The 19,920-nt window shown below is 49.1% G+C and carries 38 protein-coding genes and 1 pseudogene; 35 read left to right on the forward strand and 4 right to left on the reverse strand.

The window, feature by feature from the left end; genetic code table 11:
• Positions 1–93: 93 nt before the first annotated feature.
• The 4 genes and pseudogenes from cas2 to HMPREF2596_RS09610 form a co-directional block, all read right to left on the reverse strand.
• Positions 94–420 (reverse strand): CRISPR-associated endonuclease Cas2, encoded by a 327-nt coding sequence (gene cas2, locus HMPREF2596_RS09595; RefSeq protein ID WP_036493500.1) that lies wholly within the window; start codon positions 418–420, stop codon positions 94–96.
• A complete protein-coding gene (gene cas1, locus HMPREF2596_RS09600) occupies positions 413–1,327 on the reverse strand; it encodes a type II CRISPR-associated endonuclease Cas1 (RefSeq protein WP_070850876.1) in 915 nt (304 codons plus the stop codon). Before cas1 ends, cas2 begins: the two co-directional genes overlap by 8 nt.
• 66 nt (positions 1,328–1,393) lie before the next feature.
• Positions 1,394–3,103 (reverse strand): annotated as a pseudogene (gene cas9, locus HMPREF2596_RS09605) (type II CRISPR RNA-guided endonuclease Cas9); the annotation flags it as partial.
• Positions 3,104–3,308: 205 nt separating this feature from the next.
• Positions 3,309–4,028, reverse strand: a complete 720-nt coding sequence (locus HMPREF2596_RS09610; RefSeq protein ID WP_070850958.1) for a LexA family transcriptional regulator — start codon at positions 4,026–4,028, stop codon at positions 3,309–3,311.
• 220 nt (positions 4,029–4,248) lie between these two features.
• Between HMPREF2596_RS09610 and HMPREF2596_RS09615 the strand changes: the two genes are divergently transcribed.
• The 35 genes from HMPREF2596_RS09615 (at position 4,249) to HMPREF2596_RS09765 (ending at position 19,917) form a co-directional block, all read left to right on the forward strand.
• Entirely contained in the window at positions 4,249–4,512 is a 264-nt protein-coding gene (locus tag HMPREF2596_RS09615; RefSeq protein WP_082815528.1) for a helix-turn-helix domain-containing protein, read from the forward strand.
• A gap of 61 nt (positions 4,513–4,573) precedes the next feature.
• Positions 4,574–6,562: a Mu transposase C-terminal domain-containing protein gene (locus HMPREF2596_RS09620; protein ID WP_070850877.1), complete on the forward strand. Its 1,989-nt coding sequence runs from the start codon at positions 4,574–4,576 to the stop codon at positions 6,560–6,562.
• A 35-nt stretch (positions 6,563–6,597) separates the two neighbouring features.
• Entirely contained in the window at positions 6,598–7,512 is a 915-nt protein-coding gene (locus HMPREF2596_RS09625; RefSeq protein ID WP_070850878.1) for an AAA family ATPase, read from the forward strand.
• Positions 7,513–7,527: 15 nt separating this feature from the next.
• Complete coding sequence (locus HMPREF2596_RS09630) at positions 7,528–7,770, forward strand: toxin PIN (RefSeq protein WP_070850879.1); 243 nt, start codon at positions 7,528–7,530, stop codon at positions 7,768–7,770.
• 27 nt (positions 7,771–7,797) lie between these two features.
• A complete protein-coding gene (locus HMPREF2596_RS09635) occupies positions 7,798–8,022 on the forward strand; it encodes a hypothetical protein (protein WP_070850880.1) in 225 nt (74 codons plus the stop codon).
• Between the two features lie 105 nt (positions 8,023–8,127).
• The gene (locus HMPREF2596_RS11420; protein ID WP_002246176.1) at positions 8,128–8,283 is read left to right on the forward strand and encodes a hypothetical protein; all 156 of its coding nucleotides are present in this window, start codon (positions 8,128–8,130) and stop codon (positions 8,281–8,283) included.
• Complete coding sequence (locus tag HMPREF2596_RS11680) at positions 8,280–8,402, forward strand: hypothetical protein (protein WP_283140428.1); 123 nt, start codon at positions 8,280–8,282, stop codon at positions 8,400–8,402. The genes HMPREF2596_RS11420 and HMPREF2596_RS11680 overlap by 4 nt, the downstream gene beginning before the upstream one ends.
• 77 nt (positions 8,403–8,479) lie before the next feature.
• Positions 8,480–9,163 carry a DUF7168 domain-containing protein gene (locus HMPREF2596_RS09640; RefSeq protein ID WP_070850881.1) on the forward strand — a complete coding sequence of 228 codons (684 nt, stop codon included), beginning with the start codon at positions 8,480–8,482 and terminating at the stop codon, positions 9,161–9,163.
• Positions 9,160–9,327, forward strand: coding sequence for a hypothetical protein (locus HMPREF2596_RS11425; RefSeq protein ID WP_168167174.1), 168 nt, complete (start codon positions 9,160–9,162; stop codon positions 9,325–9,327). The genes HMPREF2596_RS09640 and HMPREF2596_RS11425 overlap by 4 nt, the downstream gene beginning before the upstream one ends.
• Positions 9,327–9,524, forward strand: a complete 198-nt coding sequence (locus tag HMPREF2596_RS09645; RefSeq protein ID WP_070850882.1) for a pyrophosphate-energized proton pump — start codon at positions 9,327–9,329, stop codon at positions 9,522–9,524. The genes HMPREF2596_RS11425 and HMPREF2596_RS09645 overlap by 1 nt, the downstream gene beginning before the upstream one ends.
• A complete protein-coding gene (locus HMPREF2596_RS09650) occupies positions 9,521–9,877 on the forward strand; it encodes a hypothetical protein (RefSeq protein WP_070850883.1) in 357 nt (118 codons plus the stop codon). The genes HMPREF2596_RS09645 and HMPREF2596_RS09650 overlap by 4 nt, the downstream gene beginning before the upstream one ends.
• Positions 9,874–10,314 (forward strand): hypothetical protein, encoded by a 441-nt coding sequence (locus tag HMPREF2596_RS09655; protein WP_070850884.1) that lies wholly within the window; start codon positions 9,874–9,876, stop codon positions 10,312–10,314. The genes HMPREF2596_RS09650 and HMPREF2596_RS09655 overlap by 4 nt, the downstream gene beginning before the upstream one ends.
• Positions 10,311–10,799: a hypothetical protein gene (locus tag HMPREF2596_RS09660; RefSeq protein WP_070850885.1), complete on the forward strand. Its 489-nt coding sequence runs from the start codon at positions 10,311–10,313 to the stop codon at positions 10,797–10,799. Before HMPREF2596_RS09655 ends, HMPREF2596_RS09660 begins: the two co-directional genes overlap by 4 nt.
• Positions 10,796–11,263, forward strand: a complete 468-nt coding sequence (locus HMPREF2596_RS09665; RefSeq protein ID WP_070850886.1) for a hypothetical protein — start codon at positions 10,796–10,798, stop codon at positions 11,261–11,263. The genes HMPREF2596_RS09660 and HMPREF2596_RS09665 overlap by 4 nt, the downstream gene beginning before the upstream one ends.
• Positions 11,260–11,487, forward strand: coding sequence for a hypothetical protein (locus HMPREF2596_RS09670; protein ID WP_070850887.1), 228 nt, complete (start codon positions 11,260–11,262; stop codon positions 11,485–11,487). The genes HMPREF2596_RS09665 and HMPREF2596_RS09670 overlap by 4 nt, the downstream gene beginning before the upstream one ends.
• Before the next feature lie 36 nt (positions 11,488–11,523).
• Positions 11,524–12,045, forward strand: a complete 522-nt coding sequence (locus tag HMPREF2596_RS09675) for a host-nuclease inhibitor Gam family protein (protein WP_070850888.1) — start codon at positions 11,524–11,526, stop codon at positions 12,043–12,045.
• The gene (locus HMPREF2596_RS09680; protein WP_070850889.1) at positions 12,045–12,287 is read left to right on the forward strand and encodes a hypothetical protein; all 243 of its coding nucleotides are present in this window, start codon (positions 12,045–12,047) and stop codon (positions 12,285–12,287) included. The genes HMPREF2596_RS09675 and HMPREF2596_RS09680 overlap by 1 nt, the downstream gene beginning before the upstream one ends.
• A 27-nt stretch (positions 12,288–12,314) precedes the next feature.
• Positions 12,315–13,202, forward strand: a complete 888-nt coding sequence (locus tag HMPREF2596_RS09685; RefSeq protein WP_070850890.1) for a recombination-associated protein RdgC — start codon at positions 12,315–12,317, stop codon at positions 13,200–13,202.
• A 189-nt stretch (positions 13,203–13,391) separates the two neighbouring features.
• Positions 13,392–13,769, forward strand: coding sequence for a hypothetical protein (locus HMPREF2596_RS09690; protein ID WP_070850891.1), 378 nt, complete (start codon positions 13,392–13,394; stop codon positions 13,767–13,769).
• A gap of 51 nt (positions 13,770–13,820) precedes the next feature.
• Positions 13,821–14,054, forward strand: a complete 234-nt coding sequence (locus HMPREF2596_RS11430) for a hypothetical protein (RefSeq protein ID WP_070850892.1) — start codon at positions 13,821–13,823, stop codon at positions 14,052–14,054.
• Position 14,055: 1 nt separating this feature from the next.
• Complete coding sequence (locus tag HMPREF2596_RS09700) at positions 14,056–14,985, forward strand: tyrosine-type recombinase/integrase (protein ID WP_168167175.1); 930 nt, start codon at positions 14,056–14,058, stop codon at positions 14,983–14,985.
• Between the two features lie 14 nt (positions 14,986–14,999).
• On the forward strand, positions 15,000–15,341 hold the full coding sequence (locus HMPREF2596_RS09705) for an Aca2/YdiL-like domain-containing protein (protein WP_070850894.1): 342 nt from the start codon (positions 15,000–15,002) through the stop codon (positions 15,339–15,341).
• A gap of 8 nt (positions 15,342–15,349) precedes the next feature.
• Positions 15,350–15,550, forward strand: coding sequence for a helix-turn-helix domain-containing protein (locus HMPREF2596_RS09710; RefSeq protein ID WP_039405115.1), 201 nt, complete (start codon positions 15,350–15,352; stop codon positions 15,548–15,550).
• A gap of 84 nt (positions 15,551–15,634) precedes the next feature.
• On the forward strand, positions 15,635–15,841 hold the full coding sequence (locus HMPREF2596_RS09715) for a hypothetical protein (RefSeq protein ID WP_083325019.1): 207 nt from the start codon (positions 15,635–15,637) through the stop codon (positions 15,839–15,841).
• A gap of 129 nt (positions 15,842–15,970) precedes the next feature.
• A complete protein-coding gene (locus HMPREF2596_RS09720) occupies positions 15,971–16,375 on the forward strand; it encodes a gp16 family protein (protein ID WP_070850895.1) in 405 nt (134 codons plus the stop codon).
• Positions 16,372–16,851 (forward strand): Mor transcription activator family protein, encoded by a 480-nt coding sequence (locus HMPREF2596_RS09725; protein WP_070850896.1) that lies wholly within the window; start codon positions 16,372–16,374, stop codon positions 16,849–16,851. The genes HMPREF2596_RS09720 and HMPREF2596_RS09725 overlap by 4 nt, the downstream gene beginning before the upstream one ends.
• A 169-nt stretch (positions 16,852–17,020) precedes the next feature.
• A complete protein-coding gene (locus HMPREF2596_RS09730; protein WP_070850897.1) occupies positions 17,021–17,566 on the forward strand; it encodes an N-acetylmuramoyl-L-alanine amidase in 546 nt (181 codons plus the stop codon).
• Complete coding sequence (locus HMPREF2596_RS11435) at positions 17,563–17,736, forward strand: hypothetical protein (RefSeq protein WP_168167176.1); 174 nt, start codon at positions 17,563–17,565, stop codon at positions 17,734–17,736. Before HMPREF2596_RS09730 ends, HMPREF2596_RS11435 begins: the two co-directional genes overlap by 4 nt.
• Before the next feature lie 33 nt (positions 17,737–17,769).
• The gene (locus tag HMPREF2596_RS09735; RefSeq protein WP_070850960.1) at positions 17,770–18,006 is read left to right on the forward strand and encodes a hypothetical protein; all 237 of its coding nucleotides are present in this window, start codon (positions 17,770–17,772) and stop codon (positions 18,004–18,006) included.
• Complete coding sequence (locus HMPREF2596_RS09740) at positions 17,978–18,397, forward strand: hypothetical protein (RefSeq protein WP_070850898.1); 420 nt, start codon at positions 17,978–17,980, stop codon at positions 18,395–18,397. Before HMPREF2596_RS09735 ends, HMPREF2596_RS09740 begins: the two co-directional genes overlap by 29 nt.
• Positions 18,294–18,611, forward strand: coding sequence for a hypothetical protein (locus tag HMPREF2596_RS11700; protein ID WP_349267284.1), 318 nt, complete (start codon positions 18,294–18,296; stop codon positions 18,609–18,611). Before HMPREF2596_RS09740 ends, HMPREF2596_RS11700 begins: the two co-directional genes overlap by 104 nt.
• A complete protein-coding gene (locus HMPREF2596_RS09750) occupies positions 18,608–18,937 on the forward strand; it encodes a hypothetical protein (protein ID WP_070850899.1) in 330 nt (109 codons plus the stop codon). The genes HMPREF2596_RS11700 and HMPREF2596_RS09750 overlap by 4 nt, the downstream gene beginning before the upstream one ends.
• Before the next feature lie 11 nt (positions 18,938–18,948).
• Entirely contained in the window at positions 18,949–19,215 is a 267-nt protein-coding gene (locus tag HMPREF2596_RS09755; RefSeq protein ID WP_002253472.1) for a hypothetical protein, read from the forward strand.
• Positions 19,212–19,409: a hypothetical protein gene (locus HMPREF2596_RS09760; RefSeq protein ID WP_049227001.1), complete on the forward strand. Its 198-nt coding sequence runs from the start codon at positions 19,212–19,214 to the stop codon at positions 19,407–19,409. The genes HMPREF2596_RS09755 and HMPREF2596_RS09760 overlap by 4 nt, the downstream gene beginning before the upstream one ends.
• Position 19,410: 1 nt before the next feature.
• The gene (locus HMPREF2596_RS09765; RefSeq protein WP_070850900.1) at positions 19,411–19,917 is read left to right on the forward strand and encodes a DUF1804 family protein; all 507 of its coding nucleotides are present in this window, start codon (positions 19,411–19,413) and stop codon (positions 19,915–19,917) included.
• Positions 19,918–19,920 lie beyond the last annotated feature (3 nt).

Here is a 19,920-nt window from a genome sequence, read left to right on the forward strand (position 1 = left end):
GCTCCCTTTCTCATTTCGCAGTGCTACAATACTCCAACGGGAAATCCTTATTCTATAAGGGTTTCCCGTTTTATTTTGACTAAAAAAGTGGCTTTAAAATAATAATAGTTGGTCTGAATTGACCCTTTTTTCTTGGGTTTTTAGCTCTCCCAACAGCAGTTTCATGGTGGCAAATTGCTTTTCTGTTACTTCCAAACAGCGGATTGAGCCTTCTTGCGGTAGGTTTGCACATAGTCTATTGTGGTGTTTTTGCAACGAATCTCGACCTTTGACAATACGGCTGTATACGGAAAGTTGGAGCATTTGGTATCCATCTTTTAATAGAAACTGTCGGAATTGATTGGCAGCTTTGCGCTTGGCCGCCGTGGTAACCGGTAGGTCGAAGAAGACGATAATCCTCATAAATTTGGCCTCACTCATATTGGTATTCTTTCAATGGCAAGATTTCAGGCAATTTCAGCTGTTTGGCATTTTTGGCGGTTACGCTGGCTTGAAATGAAGAAATCATTTTGTCGATAGCGGCCAAGGTGCTGAAGTGTTGTCGTTCGATGCAGATTTGACAGTGAAGGGTCTTGATAAGGTTTTGTTTGATGCCGGGGGGCAGATCAGTTTTCAGACGGCCTTGTTCATGCAAATGTATAACGACCAAGTCGGCCAGTGGGCGTAAGGGTTCGATAAAGTCATCGGCGAGGTTGAATGGATTCAGTTCGCTTCTATGAAACAAGCCTAATGCAGGCAACCAACCATATAAGGTCAGGGCGCGTGCAACTGCTGCACGGAGTACGGCGTAGGTGTAGTTCAATGCGGCATTGACGGCATTGTTATCATTACGGGTAAACTTTTCTCCAAAAATGGCTTGGAAGTAGAGGGCGGCAGCTTGGGCTTCACGGTTTCCGGTATCGCCTGAACGGACTTCGACTGCCAAAGTGCGCAGCCGTTTGGCTGCAAGATCATTGCCTGTTTCGTCTGCGACAAATGCTTGATTTAGGATTTTTTGGCGGACGATATGTTGCCAGAGTTGCTTTTTTAAGGGCTCGCTTATATTCAGTTGCAGCTTGAGGATTTTGAGTTGGCGGTGATATTGGGCATAAGGCAGCCATTGTCCGCAGGGCAGGAATTGCTCGTCACATGTCAGCAGGGTTGAGCCATGTTCGGCTAAGGCTGACAGAAGCGGGGCGGTAATCAGGGTTTCGCGGTTTTCGATGATGATAACGGCAATGTCTTCTAATGGTACGGTATGGGACTCGCCGTTTTGTTGAATCAGCAGTTGCCGGCGTTGCAAGGATAGTTTGCCGCCATTTTGAATGAGCAGGCTGCGCCAAGTCATGTTTTTCCCCTTATTTTTATATAAAAAATCCCTGCTTCAGGCCGTCTGAAACAGGGATGGATTAATTTAACGGATAGGTGGGCGTTTTTTCAGACGGCATGGTCTGATTTCTTTACCCAGTTCGTCAATTTGGTATTTTTGGAATGAAAGGGCGGTTTTGACACCAACACTTTGGAAAATGCCGTTTTTTCCTTTGGTGCTATCTAAATCATGTACACGAATATCAATAGTTCCTGTTGCTCTATTTAGACCGGCAAAATAACCATAGAATTCATTCTTTTTCGCGGTTACTTTAATCAAATCATTCGCATAAAGTACAAACTTAAACTCAAAACTATCATCCATTATCGTCCAATCTTCTTCATCTTTTCCTTGTACAACAGCCCTGTCCGGCAAAATCCCTTTCGCTACCTGCCAACTGTAAATCGGGACCAGATAATACTTGCCGCCTTTCTCAAATACATCTACGCGCACCATGGTTGCGTTGTCGGCAATGCCGTTATGGTTGCGCACCCATACGCCGGTTTTCTGTACTTGCTCTACGCGTACGGCTTTTACCTGTTGGGTGCGGTTGCCTGCTTTATCGTATTTGTAAAACGGCTCAGCAAAGGCTTTGGCAGGATCGTCTTTATGTGCTTCCAGCCGTGCTTTCAGCGCTTCGTATAGCTTAGGTTCGCGCTCCCGATTGACCATTTTTTCCAAGTCTTTCAGTTTTAACTGTGTCAACGGTACGCGCAACACGCTGACGCCTTCGTCCAGTCGTTTGGCAGATTTGACGGTCTCCATATGGCCTTGCCCGCTCATCTTCCGATTAGGCGCGCGTGAAACAAACAGTGGCGTAACGTATTCGTGTACGGCTTCGGGACGAGATGATAATTTTTCTGCGAGCAGGGTACGCAGTTTTTCGGGGGTATCCGCTTCTTCGAATTCGGGTTTGCCGTCCGGTTTGCCGAAGACGCGAATCATGACTTCTTGTGCGAAAAATTCCCAAGGTTGCGGGAAGTGTGCTTTTTGATGCAGCACTTCTCCTGTTTCTTTGTCTATGGTTTTACCGTCAAACGCATTCATCTCTTTATAGCGTACAAAACGGGTAATTTTCTGCTGCATGGCAACGGTTGAGCAGGCAACGACTACAGCGTCCAAGGCGTGATGGCGGTCGTTTTCCGCGCGTACTTTGCGCAAGCCCCAAAAGCCGCGCAACAGATTGGTAATTTGTCCGTTTGAGGCAAAAACACGTCTTTTTCCTTTACCTGTCAGCCGCATATGGTCGGCAACAAATTGGCACAGGAAACGGTTGACATAGCGCGTATCGTTCAGATTGCGTTCTTTAAAGCCATCTTCGTCGAATTTTTGCAGCAAAATCCGTTGTTTTTTACTGCGCGGGAAACGGCTGGTTTCGACACGCGCTTTAAATTCCTGCCATTCGCGGCTGTTGCCTTTGCCGTTGAAGTATTCGTAAGGGGTTTGATTGCCTTTGTTTTGGTTTTCGCTGCCCAATACCAGCACTTTATTGTTGAAACTATCGTCCCATGTGCGCGAGAACGGCAGGGCATGGTCGATTTCGACATAGCCTTTTTCGTTCAGACGGCCTAAGTCGATTTCTTTGCCCGAATACAGGCATTTGCCGTGTTGTTGCTCGTACAGGCGCAGTTTCAGAATATCTTTGGATTTGGGTTCGCCGACAAAATTGGGGAAATACTCTCGGAATTTGGCGGTAGCTTTTTCCCGGTCTTTACGGTTTTCTTCCTGGCGTTTTTCGATTTCTTTGCGGTCTTTAATGTGGGGGACTGTTAGTTTTTGCACAAGGAACAAATAGATTAAAAAAACGCTGAAATCTTCGAAAGACGTGGATTTCGGCGTTTTTTTGTATCCGGAAAAGTTACGCCAGCTTTTTCACAAAACCGCGCCGGAATGCGCGGTTTTTTGTTTGAAGTTGACGGGATTGGGAAATTTTTAAAACTATTTTAAGAGGGTTTTAAAATCAGTTTACGGTACGGCCGAACCATTCTACCCGGCCGATGATGGCTGTATCGGTGTTGTCGGCTGTGAGGTCGATTTCAAAAGGTTCGTAGAGGGGATTGGCGGATTTAACCAAGAGCCGGCCGGGCAGGCGTTGGATGTTTTTGACGAACAGGTCGTTTCCTATGCGTAGGACGTACAGGCCGTCGCGCGGCTCGATTTCGGCGTGGTTGATTAGGATGTTGTCGCCGTGGTTCAGGATGCCTTCCATGCTGTCGCCTTTAACGGCGATTACAGAAAGCTTGTCTGTCTGCCGGGTAACGTAGTTTTCTATCCAGTATCTCCGGAAAGCCATGCAGAATAATGGTTTTTCATCATTCACTGCTTGTCCATGCCCTGCCGCCGCTTCAACGTTGTATCGCGGGATAAAGACAAACTCACGCAGATCAACCGGATTGCCCAAGGTATCCACCGCGCCTGAGCCGGTATTGGATACCGGGAAGGCTCCAATACTCTCTGTACTGGCTTTGTCGAGATACGGCAAGCCTTTTCCGGTCAGCAGCCAGTTTAAATCACAACCGGTAACTTCTTGAATTTTTACTAGGTAATCGGCTGTTGGGATAGCTCCCTCTTTCCAAACTCTATTAAATCCAGAAGCCGACATTTCTATTTTGTTATAGATGTCAGATGGCTTAGCCCCATGAGGCCAAAGAAATTTGAGCCTATCTAAAAAAGTATCCATAGCAATCCTAATTAACTCATTTAAGCAAAGCATTAAGCAAAAAAGAAACTCTTTTGCTTAAATAAGATTACTCAAATAATCAATATGTTGTGAAAATAATTACGTTTTTGAGAAAAATATTTTAGCAAAATAGTTGCAGGAAACTGTTTTGCTAAATATAATTCACTCACTTACTAAATAACGGCGGTTAATAAACCTACTTAATTAAGGAATTGCGAGAATGAAAAAAAAGCAAGAAACCATGACTGATTGGCATCGTGCTGACATTGTGGCTCGTCTTAAAAAGGCAGGCTGGTCTGTAAGAGCGTTATCTATCGAGGCTAATTTAGCACCAAATACATTAGGGAAAGCTTTAGATGCTCCTTATCTGAAAGGCGAAAGAATCATTGCAGCAGCGATTGGAGTACCCGCAGAAGAAATCTGGCCATCTCGTTTTGAGAAACGAAACCATAAGCCAACCTTCCCAAGATCTATAAATAGATAACTATTTTGCTAAATAGTTCCAAAAGAGTAACGCATTTAAGCAAAAATAGAAAGCGGAAAAAATGAAAATATCTGCATCTGATATTGCGAAATTAGGAATTCCGAGCCTACCAACTGATAGACAAGGGATTGAATACCATGCCAAGAAAAATAATTGGCAACACTGTTTTGAGCAAATAGGAAGAGGCCGACCTAAAAAACTATATAAAATCGCTTCCCTCCCTGCCGAAATCCGAGCAGCCATCATGAAACGGCAGTCGGACGAGCTGGCGGAGAAGATGCCGAAAACCCTGCCCCAAGTCAGACCGGGGACGGCGATGTCGGCTCAGGCACTGGCTGAAGCGGCCAAGCTGTTGAACGAGAAACAACGGTCGGTGGCGGATGCGCGATGTGCGGTGGTGGCGGCGGTGTTGGGGATTAAATATCAATACGGTTGCTCTGCCAAGGCTGCGGTGGCTCAGTTTTTGGGCTTGCTGGCAGAAGGTAAATTGGACGCGGTCACGCTCGGTAACTTGGAAAAGGCCAATGACCGCAGCCGGTCGGCAAAGGTTGGCGAACGTACTTTAGACGGCTGGATATCTGCTTATTTGAAAGCGGAAAACGCGACGGAGCGGTTGGTTGCTTTGGCTCCGAAGACGACGAAGGTGGTTAAGCCGATTGAGAGCTACGGTTGGTTGCCGATGTTTATGCAGTTTCACAATATCCCTTCAGCGCCGAAGCTGGCGCACAGCTACCGCCGGTTTGTGCAGTGGGCGGAAGCGGAAAATATGCCGGTCAATGATGTGCCTAACTTGAGTATGGTGCGGCGCGTTTGGGACAAGCTCCCGTTGATTATGCAGGAGCGCGGCAGGAAAACAGGGGCGGCTTATAAATCGCTGCTACCTTATGTGAAACGTGATTGGGGGGCTTTGAAGCCGAACGATGTTTGGATCGGAGACGGCCACAGCTTTAAGGCGAAGGTGGCGCACCCTGTACACGGCAGACCGTTTAAGCCTGAAGTGACGGTGATTATTGATGGTTGTACGCGGTTTGTGGTCGGTTTTTCGGTATCTCTCGCTGAAAGTTGTGTGGCGGTATCGGACGCTCTGCGTATCGGGGTCAAGCACTTTGGTTTGCCGATCATCTACTACTCGGATAACGGCGGCGGCCAAACCGGCAAGACGATAGACCATGAAATCACAGGTATCACGTCCCGACTGGGTATCCGGCATGAAACGGGTATCGCGGGCAATCCGCAAGGGCGCGGCATCATTGAGCGATGGTGGAAAGACAATCTGATTGAGATGGCGCGCCAGTATGAGACGTTTGCGGGTGCAGGGATGGACAGCAGCACGAAGAACCTGATGTACCGCAAGATGGAAAGTGCTTTTAATGCTTTGGAAAAAGGCAAGGATTTGACGGAGGAACAACAGAAATATTTGAAAAAACTGCCGAGCTGGTCGCGTTTTATAGCGGATGTGGTCAAGTGTATCGACGAATACAACAACCGCCCGCACGGCGAGCTGCCCCGACATCCGGACGGCGGGCATTATTCGCCGAAGGCTTATCGGGAAATGAGGCTGGAACAGGACGGTATCGCGCCGGATATGTTGTCGGCAGAAGAGCTGGCGACGATGTTTATGCCGCAAGAGGTGCGAAAGGTACAGCGCGGTTGGCTGGATTTGTTCAACAACTCTTATTTCTCAACTGAGCTGGCGGAGTATCACAAGGACGAGGTACGGGTCAGCTACGATTTGAGCGATGCGTCGGCGGTCAATGTGTTTGATATGGACGGCAAGTTTATCACTAAGGCGCAGGCCAACGGCAATACCTGCGAGGCTTTCCCGACGGCTCGTATCGACCAACTGGCGGAAAAACGCCGAAAAGGCAAAATCAAGCGGGCGGAAAATGCAATCAAGCTCGCAAACGCGGAAGTCAATCCGGCTTTGGAACAGGCTGCGGTTTGGGACGAGCTGGGACATTTGGGCGGAAACGTCATCGAGGCGGAGTATGCGGTATTGCCGAAAACGGGCACAGACGATTTTGTGTTGTTTGAGGCGGATAGAAGTTAAAACGGTTTTAAACCTCTTTTAAAAGGACTAAAAAAATGAAACAAATCAATCATACATTGCAACAAAAACTGGCTGAATTTAAAGCCAAATCAGGCATGAACCAAACCCAACTGGCACGCGGTATCGGTACTTCGCCGTCCTCCATCAGTATGTATCTGAACGGCACTTATGCGGAAAAAGGTGGCAATTATGAAACCATCGAGCCGAAAATCGAGGCGTTTTTGGAGATGCAGGACAGTAAAGCGCAACGCGAAGAGCTGGTGTTGGGTTTTGTATCGACTAAGACTACCCGCCGAATCGCGGAAGTGATGCGCGATGCGCACGAAGGCGGCGAAACGGTGGTGATCTACGGTCAGGCTGGATTGGGCAAGACTCAGGCGGTCAAAAACTACTGCGAGAAAAACCCTGCGGCCATCTTGATTGAGGCTAATCCGAGCTTTACGGCTTTGGTCTTGATGCGCAAGTTGGCGACGGCGGCGAAGGTTTCGGCGATGGGCAGCCTGAATGATTTGTTTGAATCGGTATCTGACCGCCTGCGCGATTCGGGCCGTCTGATTGTGGTCGATGAAGCGGAAAACCTGCCTTTACGCGCTCTTGAAATTGTACGCCGTCTGCACGATGAGACTGGCTGCGGCTTGGTGTTGAGCGGTATGCCCCGACTGGTGGCCAACCTGCGCGGTAAGCATGGCGAGCTGGTGCAACTTTATAGCCGCGTGTCTGTTGCGCTGAATTTGGGCGAATCTTTGCCGGATGACGAGCTCTTTGAGATTGCGAAAGCGGCTTTGCCTGATGCGGACGAGGAGACGCTCTTGGAACTGGTTAAACATAGCAACGGCAATACGCGCCGGATGAGCAAATTGATGCGCGGCGCGGTACGCACGGCGAACAAGAACGGTATCAAGATGCAGGCCGGTATCGTTAAGAAATACAGCTCCTTAATTATCCGATAAGAAAGGCCGTCTGAAATGAGACACGAATATGCGGTACACGCCAGAGTCTATGAGGACACTTGGCACGACTACGAAACCCATAAACGGAGGAAGATTTGGCGGGCTGATGTACGCGGCAAGCGCAAAGAAGGCTTCGCATGGTTGCAAATCCGCCGACTGCGGAAGCGATTTGAAAGCAAAGAGGAAGCCAAGGAATGGGCGGCTCAAGTGAAGGCGGATTGGGTACGCAATAATTTTTTTGCCTTGAGAAAATATTAAGTAATTGATTTATAAGGAAATAGTAAAATGTCTACTGTGTTTTACAAGCGGATGTTGTTGGGAGCGGCTATGTTGGTTTGGGCTGTGTTTTTCGTATCGATATTGCGCGGTTGTGTTCCGGAGCCATCGGAAGCGAAGGCGGAAATGTTGCGCCGCGAGCGGATGGCGGATTTGGAGGTCAAGGTATTGGAAGAGCAATACGAGTCAATGAGCGTCGAGGAAAAAATGAAAGGGATTGTTTATGAGCGATAAGCCAATTTTATTGAGCCCTGCGGCGAAAAAAGAGGCTTTGGCACGGGCGGTAAAGGAAATCCGCGCGAAATATGGCGATAAGGCGATTGTGAAAGGATGTGTGAAATGAGTTTCGGACGACGTAATACGGATTGGCAGGCTTGGGGACAACACCGCAGGCGTGCGACGGCGCGAATGGCGCAAAAAAGCCGGGAGCGTGAAATTGAGGAATATCAGGCGCGTTTCAGACGGCCTGCCGAGAAGAAGGAGGAGAAAAAATGATTTGGTTTGTTGTCGTATTGGCGGTGTTGGTGCTGCTGGGGATTTGGCTTGAAATGCTGGCCCGAATTGTCGTGTTGCACATGATAGGCGAAGGCCATGACGAGTATGACGACAATTAAAACGGTAAGCCGTTGATGTTGCTCTATATTTTTTTGCCTTGTTGAAAATATAAGGTATTGATTTAAAAGGATTTAAGATGAATAAAGAAAAAGTCTTAGACAAAATCAAGAAATGTTTGGCTTTGAGTAAGTCGGCAAATGAACATGAAGCCGCACAGGCATTAAAGCAGGCGCAGGCTTTGATGGAGAAGTATGAAGTCAATGCTGTAGATATTGCTTTATCAGAAGTCTCTGAACAAGGGGCTGACCGGAGAATGGCGGTTAAGCTGGCCGAATGGCAGTGGGCCGTCGCAAACATGATTTCCGAAGTTTTCGGGTGCAAATGTTATCAACAGGGAGATGCAATGGTTTTTTACGGTTTGGGCAACCGAGCTGAGATTGCTTCCTATGCTTTTGATGTGGTCTATCGGCAGATTTCCGCCGCCCGTCGCGAATTTCTGAAAACCTGCCGAGCAAGAAAACCATCAAACAGAACCTATCTTGCCGACCAGTTTTGTAACGGATGGATGATGGGTGCGTGGGGTGCCGTCAAAGAATTTGAGATGTCAGACGATGAAAAGGCGGTCATGGCTGACTATAAAAGAAAAAAACATCCGCATATCGCCAAGGCGGTAGTTAGAGACGCCAAGTCGTCCAAACTGGACGGGAGTGCCGCGATGATTAAGGCAATAGTCAAGGGGCACGCGGCAGGGAAAAAAGTGCAACTGCACCACGCGATGAACGGCGCAGAAGGCGTTAAACAAATTGGAGAGCGGAAATGAACGAAAAAGATTTAATTGAATGGCTGGAAGACCGTGGGGAACTCATGGTCATGAAAAAGGACGGTGAGGGTTTCGTGATTGCCACCCGCGCGCCGGACGGTATTTTTAAAACGGCGGAGGCGGCAACACTGAAAATGGCAATAGAAGCTTGGGAGGAAATGTGATGACTACCGGAATGATGATTTATCTATTGATATGCGGGCTGATTGGTTTGGCACTGGTGGTTTTGGCACTGATGAGCCTGATTGAAAACTGGTTTAAGCAGCAGAATAAAGCTGTTGTTTTGGATGCCTGCGGTATGTTTTTTGGGTTGATTGTTGTCCTTGTGGCGTTTTTGGCGATTCTTGGGGTGGTTAAATGATTGAAATCAGAGGTAAAAACTTTGTTGCGTACAACGCAAGTGAAAGTGTTTTGGAAAGCATCATTAAGGATGTTTTCACGGGGTTGATGTTGAGTTTTTGTGTGTATATCAGCCATTGGTCAGCATCAGTGTTTTGGACATTTATCAGCGGTTTAATGTTTTTGTCTTATCTGGGCATTAAGTTGGGCAGGTTGATGCGCGACAAGCAAACTAAGTTTGAAACTTGGTCAGAGTTTAAGACATGGATCGATAAACAAGCTGAACTTGAAAATCACTTGGCAGGTAATGTTCAAATCGTAAAAGGCAATGGAAATGTACAGGCTGGTGGCGATGTTTGGAAGGATAAACAATGAACATCGAAGAATTCAACCCTAAAAAAGACCCCAAATACATTGGCTATATTTTCCGATTTTTGAAGAAAAAAACAAAACTGCTTGAAGCTTTAGGAGCTTATCCGCGAATTGTTAAGTTTAAAGATGGGTTTGGCTGGTATATCGGCTGGTTTATTGAAGATGGTCTTGGAGACTTTATTGGCAGCAGGATTTATTACGGCTCCGAAAAAGTTGAGACATTTTGTTTTGTTAAAACCCCTGAAACAGAGGTGGTTGCCGAAGTTAAATGGGACGAATACGAACGTATCGGAGGGTGTACATTAACTGAATGGCATCACAAATGGGTCTATGCCAATAAACAATCACGCAAATGCCGACACTGTGGAAGATGGGAACGGAAAGTCGTCAAGACCGTTAAGACGATTGAACGTCGAACATTATGGGAGAGTGAGTCATGAACGTGAAATGCCCGAACTGCGGGGCGGTGCATAGCCTGGACGCCTTAATCAATGATGCAGATGCTTCGGCGGTATTAAAGGCTGTATTGGAGATGGATGCGGAATTGGGCAAGGCGGCGATACGGTATATCGGTTTGTTCCGTCCTGCGAAATCCCAGCTCTCTTGGGCGCGTACCGCGAAACTGCTGAACGAGTTGCTGCCGATGATTAAGGCGCAGGAGGCGGTACGCGACGGGATTTGTTTCCATGCCCCTGCCGAGGCTTGGATTCACGGCTTTAACGAGACGGTCAACGCACGCGACCAAGGCCGTCTGAAAACGCCGCTGAAGTCGCACGGCTACTTATACGAAATCCTTGCAGGCTGGGTCGGCCAGCCAAGCGCAGGGCAACAGACGGTAAACCAACCCAGCCGCCGCGCCGCACTGCCGGCCAACCCCAGCCAAACCCTGACCGCAGCCGCATCGCTGCAAGGACTGAAGAAATGAAAGAACTGCCTACCCAACTGCATAACGCCATGATTGACGGCCTGACCATGCTTTTGACCCTGCGTCTGAGCGGTTCGCCGGCTGCCGATACTGTGGCCGCCACCGCGCAAACTTGGAGCCGTGTATTGGCGCACGGCCGGGGGTGGGATGAAGCGCGAGATGTACCGCGCTTTCAGACGGCCTTTATGGTGCTGGCGAATGAAATGAGCCGATGGCCGAGTCCGAAAGACTTTTTAGACAAGCTGCCGCCACCGCCGGAGCCGTTGAAGCTGGAACACCGCTACCACCCCACGGCGGAGGAAAAAGCGAAAGGGAAATCAGCTTTAAACCGCATTCAGGGCGTAATTAAAGAGGTGTTAAGAGGCAAGTCACTTATACCGCCTCCGGCTGAAACCGCCACCGAGCAGATTTTGAGAAACCGCGCGAAAGTTGAGGCAATTTTAAACAAGAAAGGAAAGCGATGAAAAAATGGAATATTGAAATTAAGGAAACCGAAGAAGGTCTGCTTATTGCCGCCCCCTTTATTCCTGATAGCGATGAACTGACACCTGCGGAATGGGCAATCAAAGAAAGTGTGGCATTTATTGCGTATGCCTTAGCAGCAGCGGCAACGACGGAGGATTATGTCGAAGGCGCGAAAGAACGGATTGCCACTGCCGAACAGGGGCTCTTTGAGATTAACAAATAAATGCAATCAATTAATTAATCAGGAAAGGAAAAGAAAATGGCTAAAACCCGAATCAAACAGCCCGCTATCGAAGCGGCACAAGATAAAGCGGAAGTTACTGCGTTTATCCGCAAAATCGGCGATTTGCAACGCGAAGTCAAACGCCTGGAAACCGAAGCCGGAGACAAAAAAGCGGTCATCGAAGAAGAATATGCCGCCAAAGCCGCGCCGATGTGTGCCGAAATCATGAGCCTGACCGAACGTGTGGCCGCCTACTGCGAGGCACATAAGGATGAGCTGACGGAAAACGGTAAAACCAAAACTGTGGACTTTACTACCGGCCTGATTAAATGGCGCATCCGTCCGCCATCCGTCAAGGTAACGGGCGTGGCCGCCGTCTTGGCGTGGCTCTCCGAGAAATCCGCCTTTGCCGAGTTTGTCCGCACTAAAAAGGAAATCGACAAAGACGCCATCCTGAATCAAAAAGAGCGTTTTTCAGACGGCCAAGTGCCGGGGATTAAGATTGTGTCGGGGCTTGAGGATTTTGTGATTGAGCCTACTGAGCAGGAGTTGTCGTGATGGAAAACGGAAACTTAAATACCGATGAGCTGGAAGTTTTAAGAACTGCCGCACGCGATTCCTTCTACATCCACGCTCAAGTCGAAAATGCCAACCGAAAATTGGAAACTGCTTTTCTCGTGTGGGGAAAAGTGAAAGAAGGAGAAAAAGAGGCTATGCGCGCCCGAAAAAAAGCCTTTATTTATTACTGCTTCGGGGTGGTTTGGTTTTTTCTTGCGTTGATTTTATTTCTTCTTTGGTAATAAGTAGATTTTATAAAGGATTATATTATGTGGTTTAAACAAGTTACTCCATTTCGCTTGCCGGAATTGCCCGAAAAACGCTATTTAGATGAATCTCTTGGAAGTAGTTGGTTTAAGAAACTCAATGGATTCGACTGGTTTTCCGAGGGCTTTACTCACCCAAATGCGTTTGCCGAACTTGCCGTGTTTGAAGCGCAAAAGACTATGCTTATTACCCTGAAGCGCGAAGAAAAAATGCTGCCGAATGCAGTGATTAAAAACAATCTGGACGAAATCGTTAAAAAACTCGAAGCCAGAGAAGGAAGAAAAATCGGTCGCAAAGAAAAGAACGAGCTGCGCGAAGACCTAACCAGCAACCTGCTGACCCGAGCCCTAACCAAAAGCAGCTGCACAAATGGTCTGCTGGCTAAAGGTTGGCTGTGGATAGATACTGCCAGCCGCCATAAGGCAGAAAACCTGTTGACCAAGTTGCGCGAAGCCCTTGGCGGCTTGCCTGCTCAACAGCCGGTTGCCCGTCAATCGCCGGCATCATTGATGACCAATTGGCTGTTGCAGGGCGAAGCTCAGGGGCGGTTTGTGTTAGATAGTGATGTTACCCTGGTCGGAGCGGGCGATGTTGCTCCCAAAGTTAAAATCAGCCGCAAAGACCTTACCGCCGAAGATGTGGTACAACACGCCAAAAACGGCATGAAAGTAACCGAACTTGGCTTGGTATGGAATGACCGCGTAGCATTTATTCTGACACAGGATTTAACACTGAAACGTATCCAATGGCTGGACGTTGTGCAGGAAGAAGCTGAAGGCAGCTGCGATGATGCGGAAAGTATGGCTTATGCCACACAGCTACTGATGGCGGCTGCACTGAGTGTGATTCTTGGTGAGTTGGTTGATTTGCTTGGAGGTTTGCAAGAATGATGGAAGGCTGGGACTTTTAAAGATGGATTAAAGGCCGTCTGAAATGGGGTTTAAAACCTGTTTCAGACGGCCTTTTTGTTTTACCGGAAATAATTTTGAAAATATTGTTGACTATGCGAAAATATCGCGTATAATACAACTCATCAGGAAGCACAAAGCAAGCCTGAACAACCTTAAAGGAAATCAATCATGAAAAATATTGAACAAATCATCAAAGGCATCTCTGAAAACGGCGTAACCGGATTTGCGGTTTTTGAAGATAACGGCGGCGGTCTCCATCTCGGCATCTGGTACGATGATGGGGAAAATGAGGAAAGTTTCGAAGAAAATTTCTTCTGCCATTGCAGCTACGAATACAACGTAGGCCAGCTGATGGACGATTTGACCGCTCTTTCTGAAGGCGACTCCCCATTGGATTGGGAAAATATGAAAGAAATGAGCCGGGTAGAATGGCGCAAAATGGTCAATAATGAATTTGCCGGGCGAATCGTTTTGGATATGGATGGCCTGATTGATAAAGATCAGATGGGAGCCGCCGCCAAAATTGAATTTGAAAACTATCTGTAAATACACTTTAGGCGGGTCAATAAAGGCCCGCCAACTCCTAAAGGAGCTGACATGATTAAAGATACTACCCGATATACCATCGAAAAAGTCGAAAATGGCTACTCAGTCCGCAAAATCATTTACGGTCTCGTTATTCTTTCCGACCCTGTCGTTATTACCCTCCCCGATGCTATTTTTACCACAAAATATAAGACATATGGGCAATATTGCCGCAAAGTCGATCGGGCGATTGATAAAAAGCTCGCCAGACTGGTGCTGGAAAAAGCTTTGGGCAATGAGGTGTGAGATGTGGGCCGCCTTGTTTAGGCGGCCGCCTTTGTTTCGGGCGGCTGCTGAAGAGTATTTGTCTATGAGCCTGGCGCATTGCTGCGCACAGGTGCAGAAATATACGCGTGAGCGTATGGTCTTGTGGGTATATCCGGCCATCGGCAATAAGCGTATCCATAAAATCAAACCCTATGAGATTTTGGCATGCGTCGAACGATTCGGCGTGAATGCTCCGTCTCAGACGCGCCGTTTGCTGCAAGTGATCAGTGGGGTTTACCGATATGCAAAAGTGAAAGGATGGTGCGAGAATAATCCTGCAGACGGCCTCAATATTGCTTTACCGCCATATAAATACAAGGGATTTAGGCATTTATCATCTGTCCAAATGCCTGAGTTTTTAGGGGCTGTCGATACTCATGTCGCGTTGGATATGGCCGCTGTTACTGCTTTTTGGCTGATTGCTTATACTGCTGTCCGCCGGGGCGAGGCAGTCAATGCCGAGTTGTCCGAATTTGATTTTGAGACGGCAACATGGACGATCCCTGCAGCGCGCATGAAAATGAGGCGGCCACATGTTGTCCCACTCGCGCCTGACGTTGTGGATTTATTGTCTGCTTGGCTGGTTGAGCGCGCTCGGCGCGGAATTTCCGGAGACCTTTTATTTGGCGGCATCGGCGGACACCGCCCCTTGCACGTTATCACACAGGCCGGCTGGCGGGACAAGATGACGATACATGGATTCCGCAAGGTTTTTAGCACACACGCCCACGAAAGCGGGCTATGGTCAGTTGATGCGATCGAATTGCAGTTGGCCCATATCATCAGCGGTGTGCGCGGCGTTTATAATAAGGCGATGCTGTTAGACGAGCGCAGACGGTTAATGATTTGGTACGCGGACGAGATAAACCGATGGCGTGCCATCGGTCGTGGCGGATATAATGGCTCCTAAGGAGGAGCCAAACTATGCACCACATCGTCATTGAAGCGTACCGCCGTCTTTTGTTTTTAACCGTTTTAGAAGCTGCTAAATCTGTCGCCTGTACATCTGTCCGTCCTGATGGTGTATCAGAGCGAGCCTGGAATCGTTGGGAGAGCGGCGAGGGAGCCATGCCTGATGAGGTAGCGGAAAATCTGTTGGCCCTGATACGACTCAGGCAGAGAGAGATTGACAATATTGCCGATCAGATTGCCACCGGAACTGAGCCTATAGTGACCGCCCCAAAAAAAGGGGCGGATTTATTGGAATACAAAATCAAATTGTCGGTTTTTGCCGAAGCAATGGCGATGGGCTGTAAAACAAAATAGGAGGCCGAATGAAATATCCCGAAGCAGGCTACACCCCTGCAAATTTAAGATTTGTGATGGACACATACGGGCTGACCCTTGCCGAGGTTGGACGACGGACTGGCACGGCGTTGCGCACCGTGCAAAACTGGGTCGCCCCGGTTGATGCCAAGGATCACTCTGGGATGCCGCACCGTAAGTGGGTCATGCTGCAAAACACGCTCAAATAATTCTTGACTATGCGAAAATATCGCGTATAATAAAACTTATCGGGAAGCACAAAGCAAGCCCGAAAAACCAAAAGGACTTAAAAAATGAAAGATTTATTGGATACTGAAATGAAACAGGCCGAACTTAGAAAAGTCGATGCCGAAATCGCAAAAATCATCGCAGACGCGCATAAGATAAATGCGGAATCGGTCAAAATAGCCCAAGAGGCTCGGTGGTATCCCATTATGATTGCTACCGGATTGATATCAGCCGTTGCGGCAACGATGGCGGTAGTGATTAAATTTTTATAACAAAAGCCCCCAAATGGGGGCTTTTTTGTGTCTGCCAGTTTAGCAAAAAAACATTGACTTAATACTATATATTGTATTTTATTGGTATAATATGCGCTAATTTATACTATATGTTGTAATGGAGAGATAATGCGCCGGGCGTTGATTGCGAAAATTAAGATTGCTCAAAAGGAGCTGGGCTTGGACGACGGTACCTATCGCGCGGTGTTGGAGCGCGTGACGGGCAAGCGGTCGTGTACGGAGTGCAGTATCCCTGAGCTGGAGCGCGTGGTCGAGGATTTGCGCCAACATGGGTTTCAGCCGAAAAAAACGGTGGGGCGACGACCGAACCGCCGCTCTTCCGCCGACCCGATGATGCGCAAAATCGAAGCCCTGCTGCTGGATAACGTCTGGTCTTGGAATTATGCGCACGGTACGGCGAAAAAGATGTTTAAGGTTGACCGCGTGGAATGGTTGTCCGACGGCAATATGCACAAGTTGGTGGCGGCTTTGCAGATTAGCGCGAACCGCAAGAAAAAGGAGAAAACGGGATGAGTTTGAACTGGGAGATGACAGAGCAGGACTTTGAGGATGTGAAACATCTGCTGCCTCACAGTGTGGTGGCGATGATTACGGTTATCGGGCTGGAGGCGGCGTTTCACATGGTTAAGTTTTGGGGCGGGACGAATTATCCGATTTCCAACCGCCGCCGCAATACGCGTCAGAGCCGCATCTTACACGCTCAACTGGTCGATGACATCGGCGAAGAAGCAGCGGGACGGTTGGAGCGTGCTTATGTCGGGCAGCCTTTCTTGGCGATTCCGCGCTGCTGGGATGCGATGCGCGAACTTCGCAACCGGTTCATCCGCCGCCAATATGATGCGATGAGCGCGGAAGGTTTGAGCGATTTGTTTATTGTGCGCGAGCTGGTGTTGGCGCATAAGCTGTCAACACGAAATATCCGATACATCCTAAAAGAGGCCGACCGCGAGGCGGTGGCAAGGGCGCAGGCTGATTTGTTTGCGGCATGATGGTTTTGTTTTCCTTGTGTGTTTGAATAGACCTTTTTTCCCTGCTTTGTGCAGGGATTTTTTTGCCTGTATTCCGCTGAATGCAAGCCTGACGGGGCTTGGGGGTCGTCTGAAAAGGTTTAATGGGGTTTTCAAATGTTATGCAATCAACCTTTTTTGGAGATTATGAATGGGCAAAACCGTAACTTTAACCGCTGGACACAGCAATACAGACCCGGGCGCAGTCAACGGCAGCGACCGTGAGGCGGACTTGGCGCAGGATATGCGCAATATCGTGGCTTCTATTTTGCGCGATGACTACGGCTTGACCGTTAAAACCGACGGCACGGGCAAAGGCAATATGCCGCTGCGCGAGGCTGTAAAACTGATTCGTGGCTCGGATGTGGCGATTGAGTTTCACACCAACGCAGCCGTCAGTAAGGCGGCGACAGGCATTGAAGCCTTGTCCACGCCGAAAAACAAACGCTGGTGTCAGGTATTGAGCAAGGCTGTTGCCAAGGCGACAGGCTGGAAACTGCGCGGCGAAGACGGCTTTAAGCCGGATAACGCAGGGCAACATTCCCGCCTTGCTTATGCGCAGAACGGCGGCATTGTGTTTGAGCCGTTTTTTATCAGCAACGATGCTGATTTAGCCTTGTTTAAGGCTACAAAATGGGGCATCTGCCGCGCGATTGCCGACGCGATTGCGATGGAATTGGGAGCGGTGAAGGTATGAAAAAGTCTTTGATTGCTTTGGCTCTGTCTGTCTTGAAACCGCAGATGCCTGAATTTGAGATTAAGCCTGCCAATATTGGCTATTTGAAACAACATCCGTCTATGCGCCCGGGTAAGTCGGGCGTGGCGGCAGCCAAACGCGCGGCGCGTAAACGCAAGGCGAGAAAGTAAGAAATATGATTGACGGTTGGGATGGTTATTAAGATGCGTATTTTGGATATTTTTAAAAACCCTGCGACAGGCAATGTGTCGCACTCGAAACTGTGGGCAAACGTTGCCTGCGCGGCTGGTACTTTTAAGTTTGTGATGTTGCCCGATCCGTCGGCGGAGATTTGGGCGGTGTATTTGGGCATTGTGGGCGGCTATGCGGTGGCACGTTCGTTTGTCAGCGTCAAACGTCAGGAGGCCGAGAATGAATCTCGTGAAACTGCTGGCGAATAACTGGCAACCAATTGCTATCATCGCGCTTGTCGGCACGGGTTTGGCGGTGTCGCACCATCAAGGCTACAAGTCGGCTTTTACGAAGCAGCAAGCGGTCATCGACAAGATGGAAAAAGACAAAGCGCAAGCCCTGCTGTTGTCGGCTCAAAACTATGCGCGCGAGCTGGAACAGGCACGCGCGGAAGCAAAACAATCTGAAGCCAAGGCGCACGCCGTCGGCGTGGAATTGGCACAAAAGCAGGCGGAAGTAAGCCGCCTGAAAACGCAAAACAAAAAGGAAATCGAAAATGCGCTTACTCAAGACCGCCAAAAAGCAGGCGGTAATTGTATTGACGGCTTTGGCTCTCACGGCCTGCAGCTCTACAACCGCGCCCTCGGCTACGGAAATTAAGGTTGTCGAAAAGGCGGTCATGCCGACCCCGCCTGCTGCACTGATGGTCGCGCCGGTGCGCCCGAATCCGCCGAAAGACGGCAAGACGGCCACGCTGTTGGAACACGCCGCCGAGTTTGGCGGCTATGTGGCGGAGCTGGAAAACCAAAATCAGGCTTGGCGCGACTGGGTCAACAGTCAAGCGGAAGTTGACGGTTCGGAGGGCGCGCGATGACGACTTATCGTGAGTTAGTACAACGCACGGTCGCCTGCCGCCATGCGGACTTGGAATTGGGCTTAAGCCGCGCACGCGAGCAAGAGCCGTTTGTCATTCATGTTTCCGAACTGTTGGATAAGGCAGGCATTGAGTACGCAGTGCGTATGGATAAGGATTTTCAGACGACCTTTTGTGTGGAGTTTGACGGCAACGCGCAAGCGGCTGTCTATTCTGCGGTGTCGCCGTATTACCTGATTTTTTCAGGAGATGGCAAATTCGAGGTGGCAAGCCGTCATCCCGACGGCTACTCCGTCCGTATCGTATTCGGCGACGTGCCGGTTTAAAGGGGTTTTGAATGGATTTTGAATTTGGATTTAAGACCCTGTGGCCGATTGCAACGGCGGCGTTTTGGTTTTGGGTCAACGGCATTTCAGGCCGTCTGAAAGAGGCGGATAAGCGTATCGACGACCTTAAAGAGGAGCTGCACGCGGTCAAGCTCTCTTATCACACCAAGCAAGATGCCAAGGCAGACCGCGACAATATTGCGGCTTCGTTGGGACGCATCGAAAACAAGTTAGAAAAAGTAAACGAAAAATTGGACAGGAAAGCAGACAAATCATGAGCGACCCGATTTTAGAAGCCTTGGCGCGTATCGAAGCCAAGCAGGATGACCTGCTTGCCAATCAGGCGCGCATGGACGAGGAATTGCAGCAAATTAAGAAAGACTGCAAGAAATCTGCTGCGGTTTATGGCGGTCTCGGCGGCGTGATTGTAACGACCGGCTGGGAGCTGCTGCGAGCCAAGTTCGGGGGCTGATATGGCACACCCGAAAGAAATCCGCGAAAAGCTGCGCCGACTGTACGTCAGCGACGGGCAAACACTCGAAATCGCGGCGATGATGTGCGAAATCCCGACTGCGACCGCCCGTAGCTGGAAACGCGCCGCCAAAGAGACCGGCGACGATTGGGACAAAGTACGCGCCGCCTACACGCTGGCTGGCGGAGGCATCGAAGACTTGAGCCGCTCGCTGCTGGCGGGTTTTTTGGTGCAGTACCAGTCAACGATGACAATGTTGCAAGACACGTCGGTCGAGGAGCTGATGCCGTCCGAGCGCGCCAAATTGTTGGCGAGCCTGTCGGATGCGTTTACCAAGACCGTGGCGGCAAACGCCAAAGTGATGCCGGAAACGTCAAAACTGGCGACGGCGATTGAGGTGTTGGAATTGTTCGGCGAAGTGGTCAAGGAGCGATACCCGCAACACTTACAGGCTTTTGTCGAGTTGGTTGAGCCGTTGGGCGTGGAAATTGAAAAGAAATACAGGTAAGCG

It is taken from the genome of Neisseria sp. HMSC078C12 (genome assembly GCF_001838065.1).
Classification (GTDB): Bacteria; Pseudomonadota; Gammaproteobacteria; order Burkholderiales; family Neisseriaceae; genus Neisseria.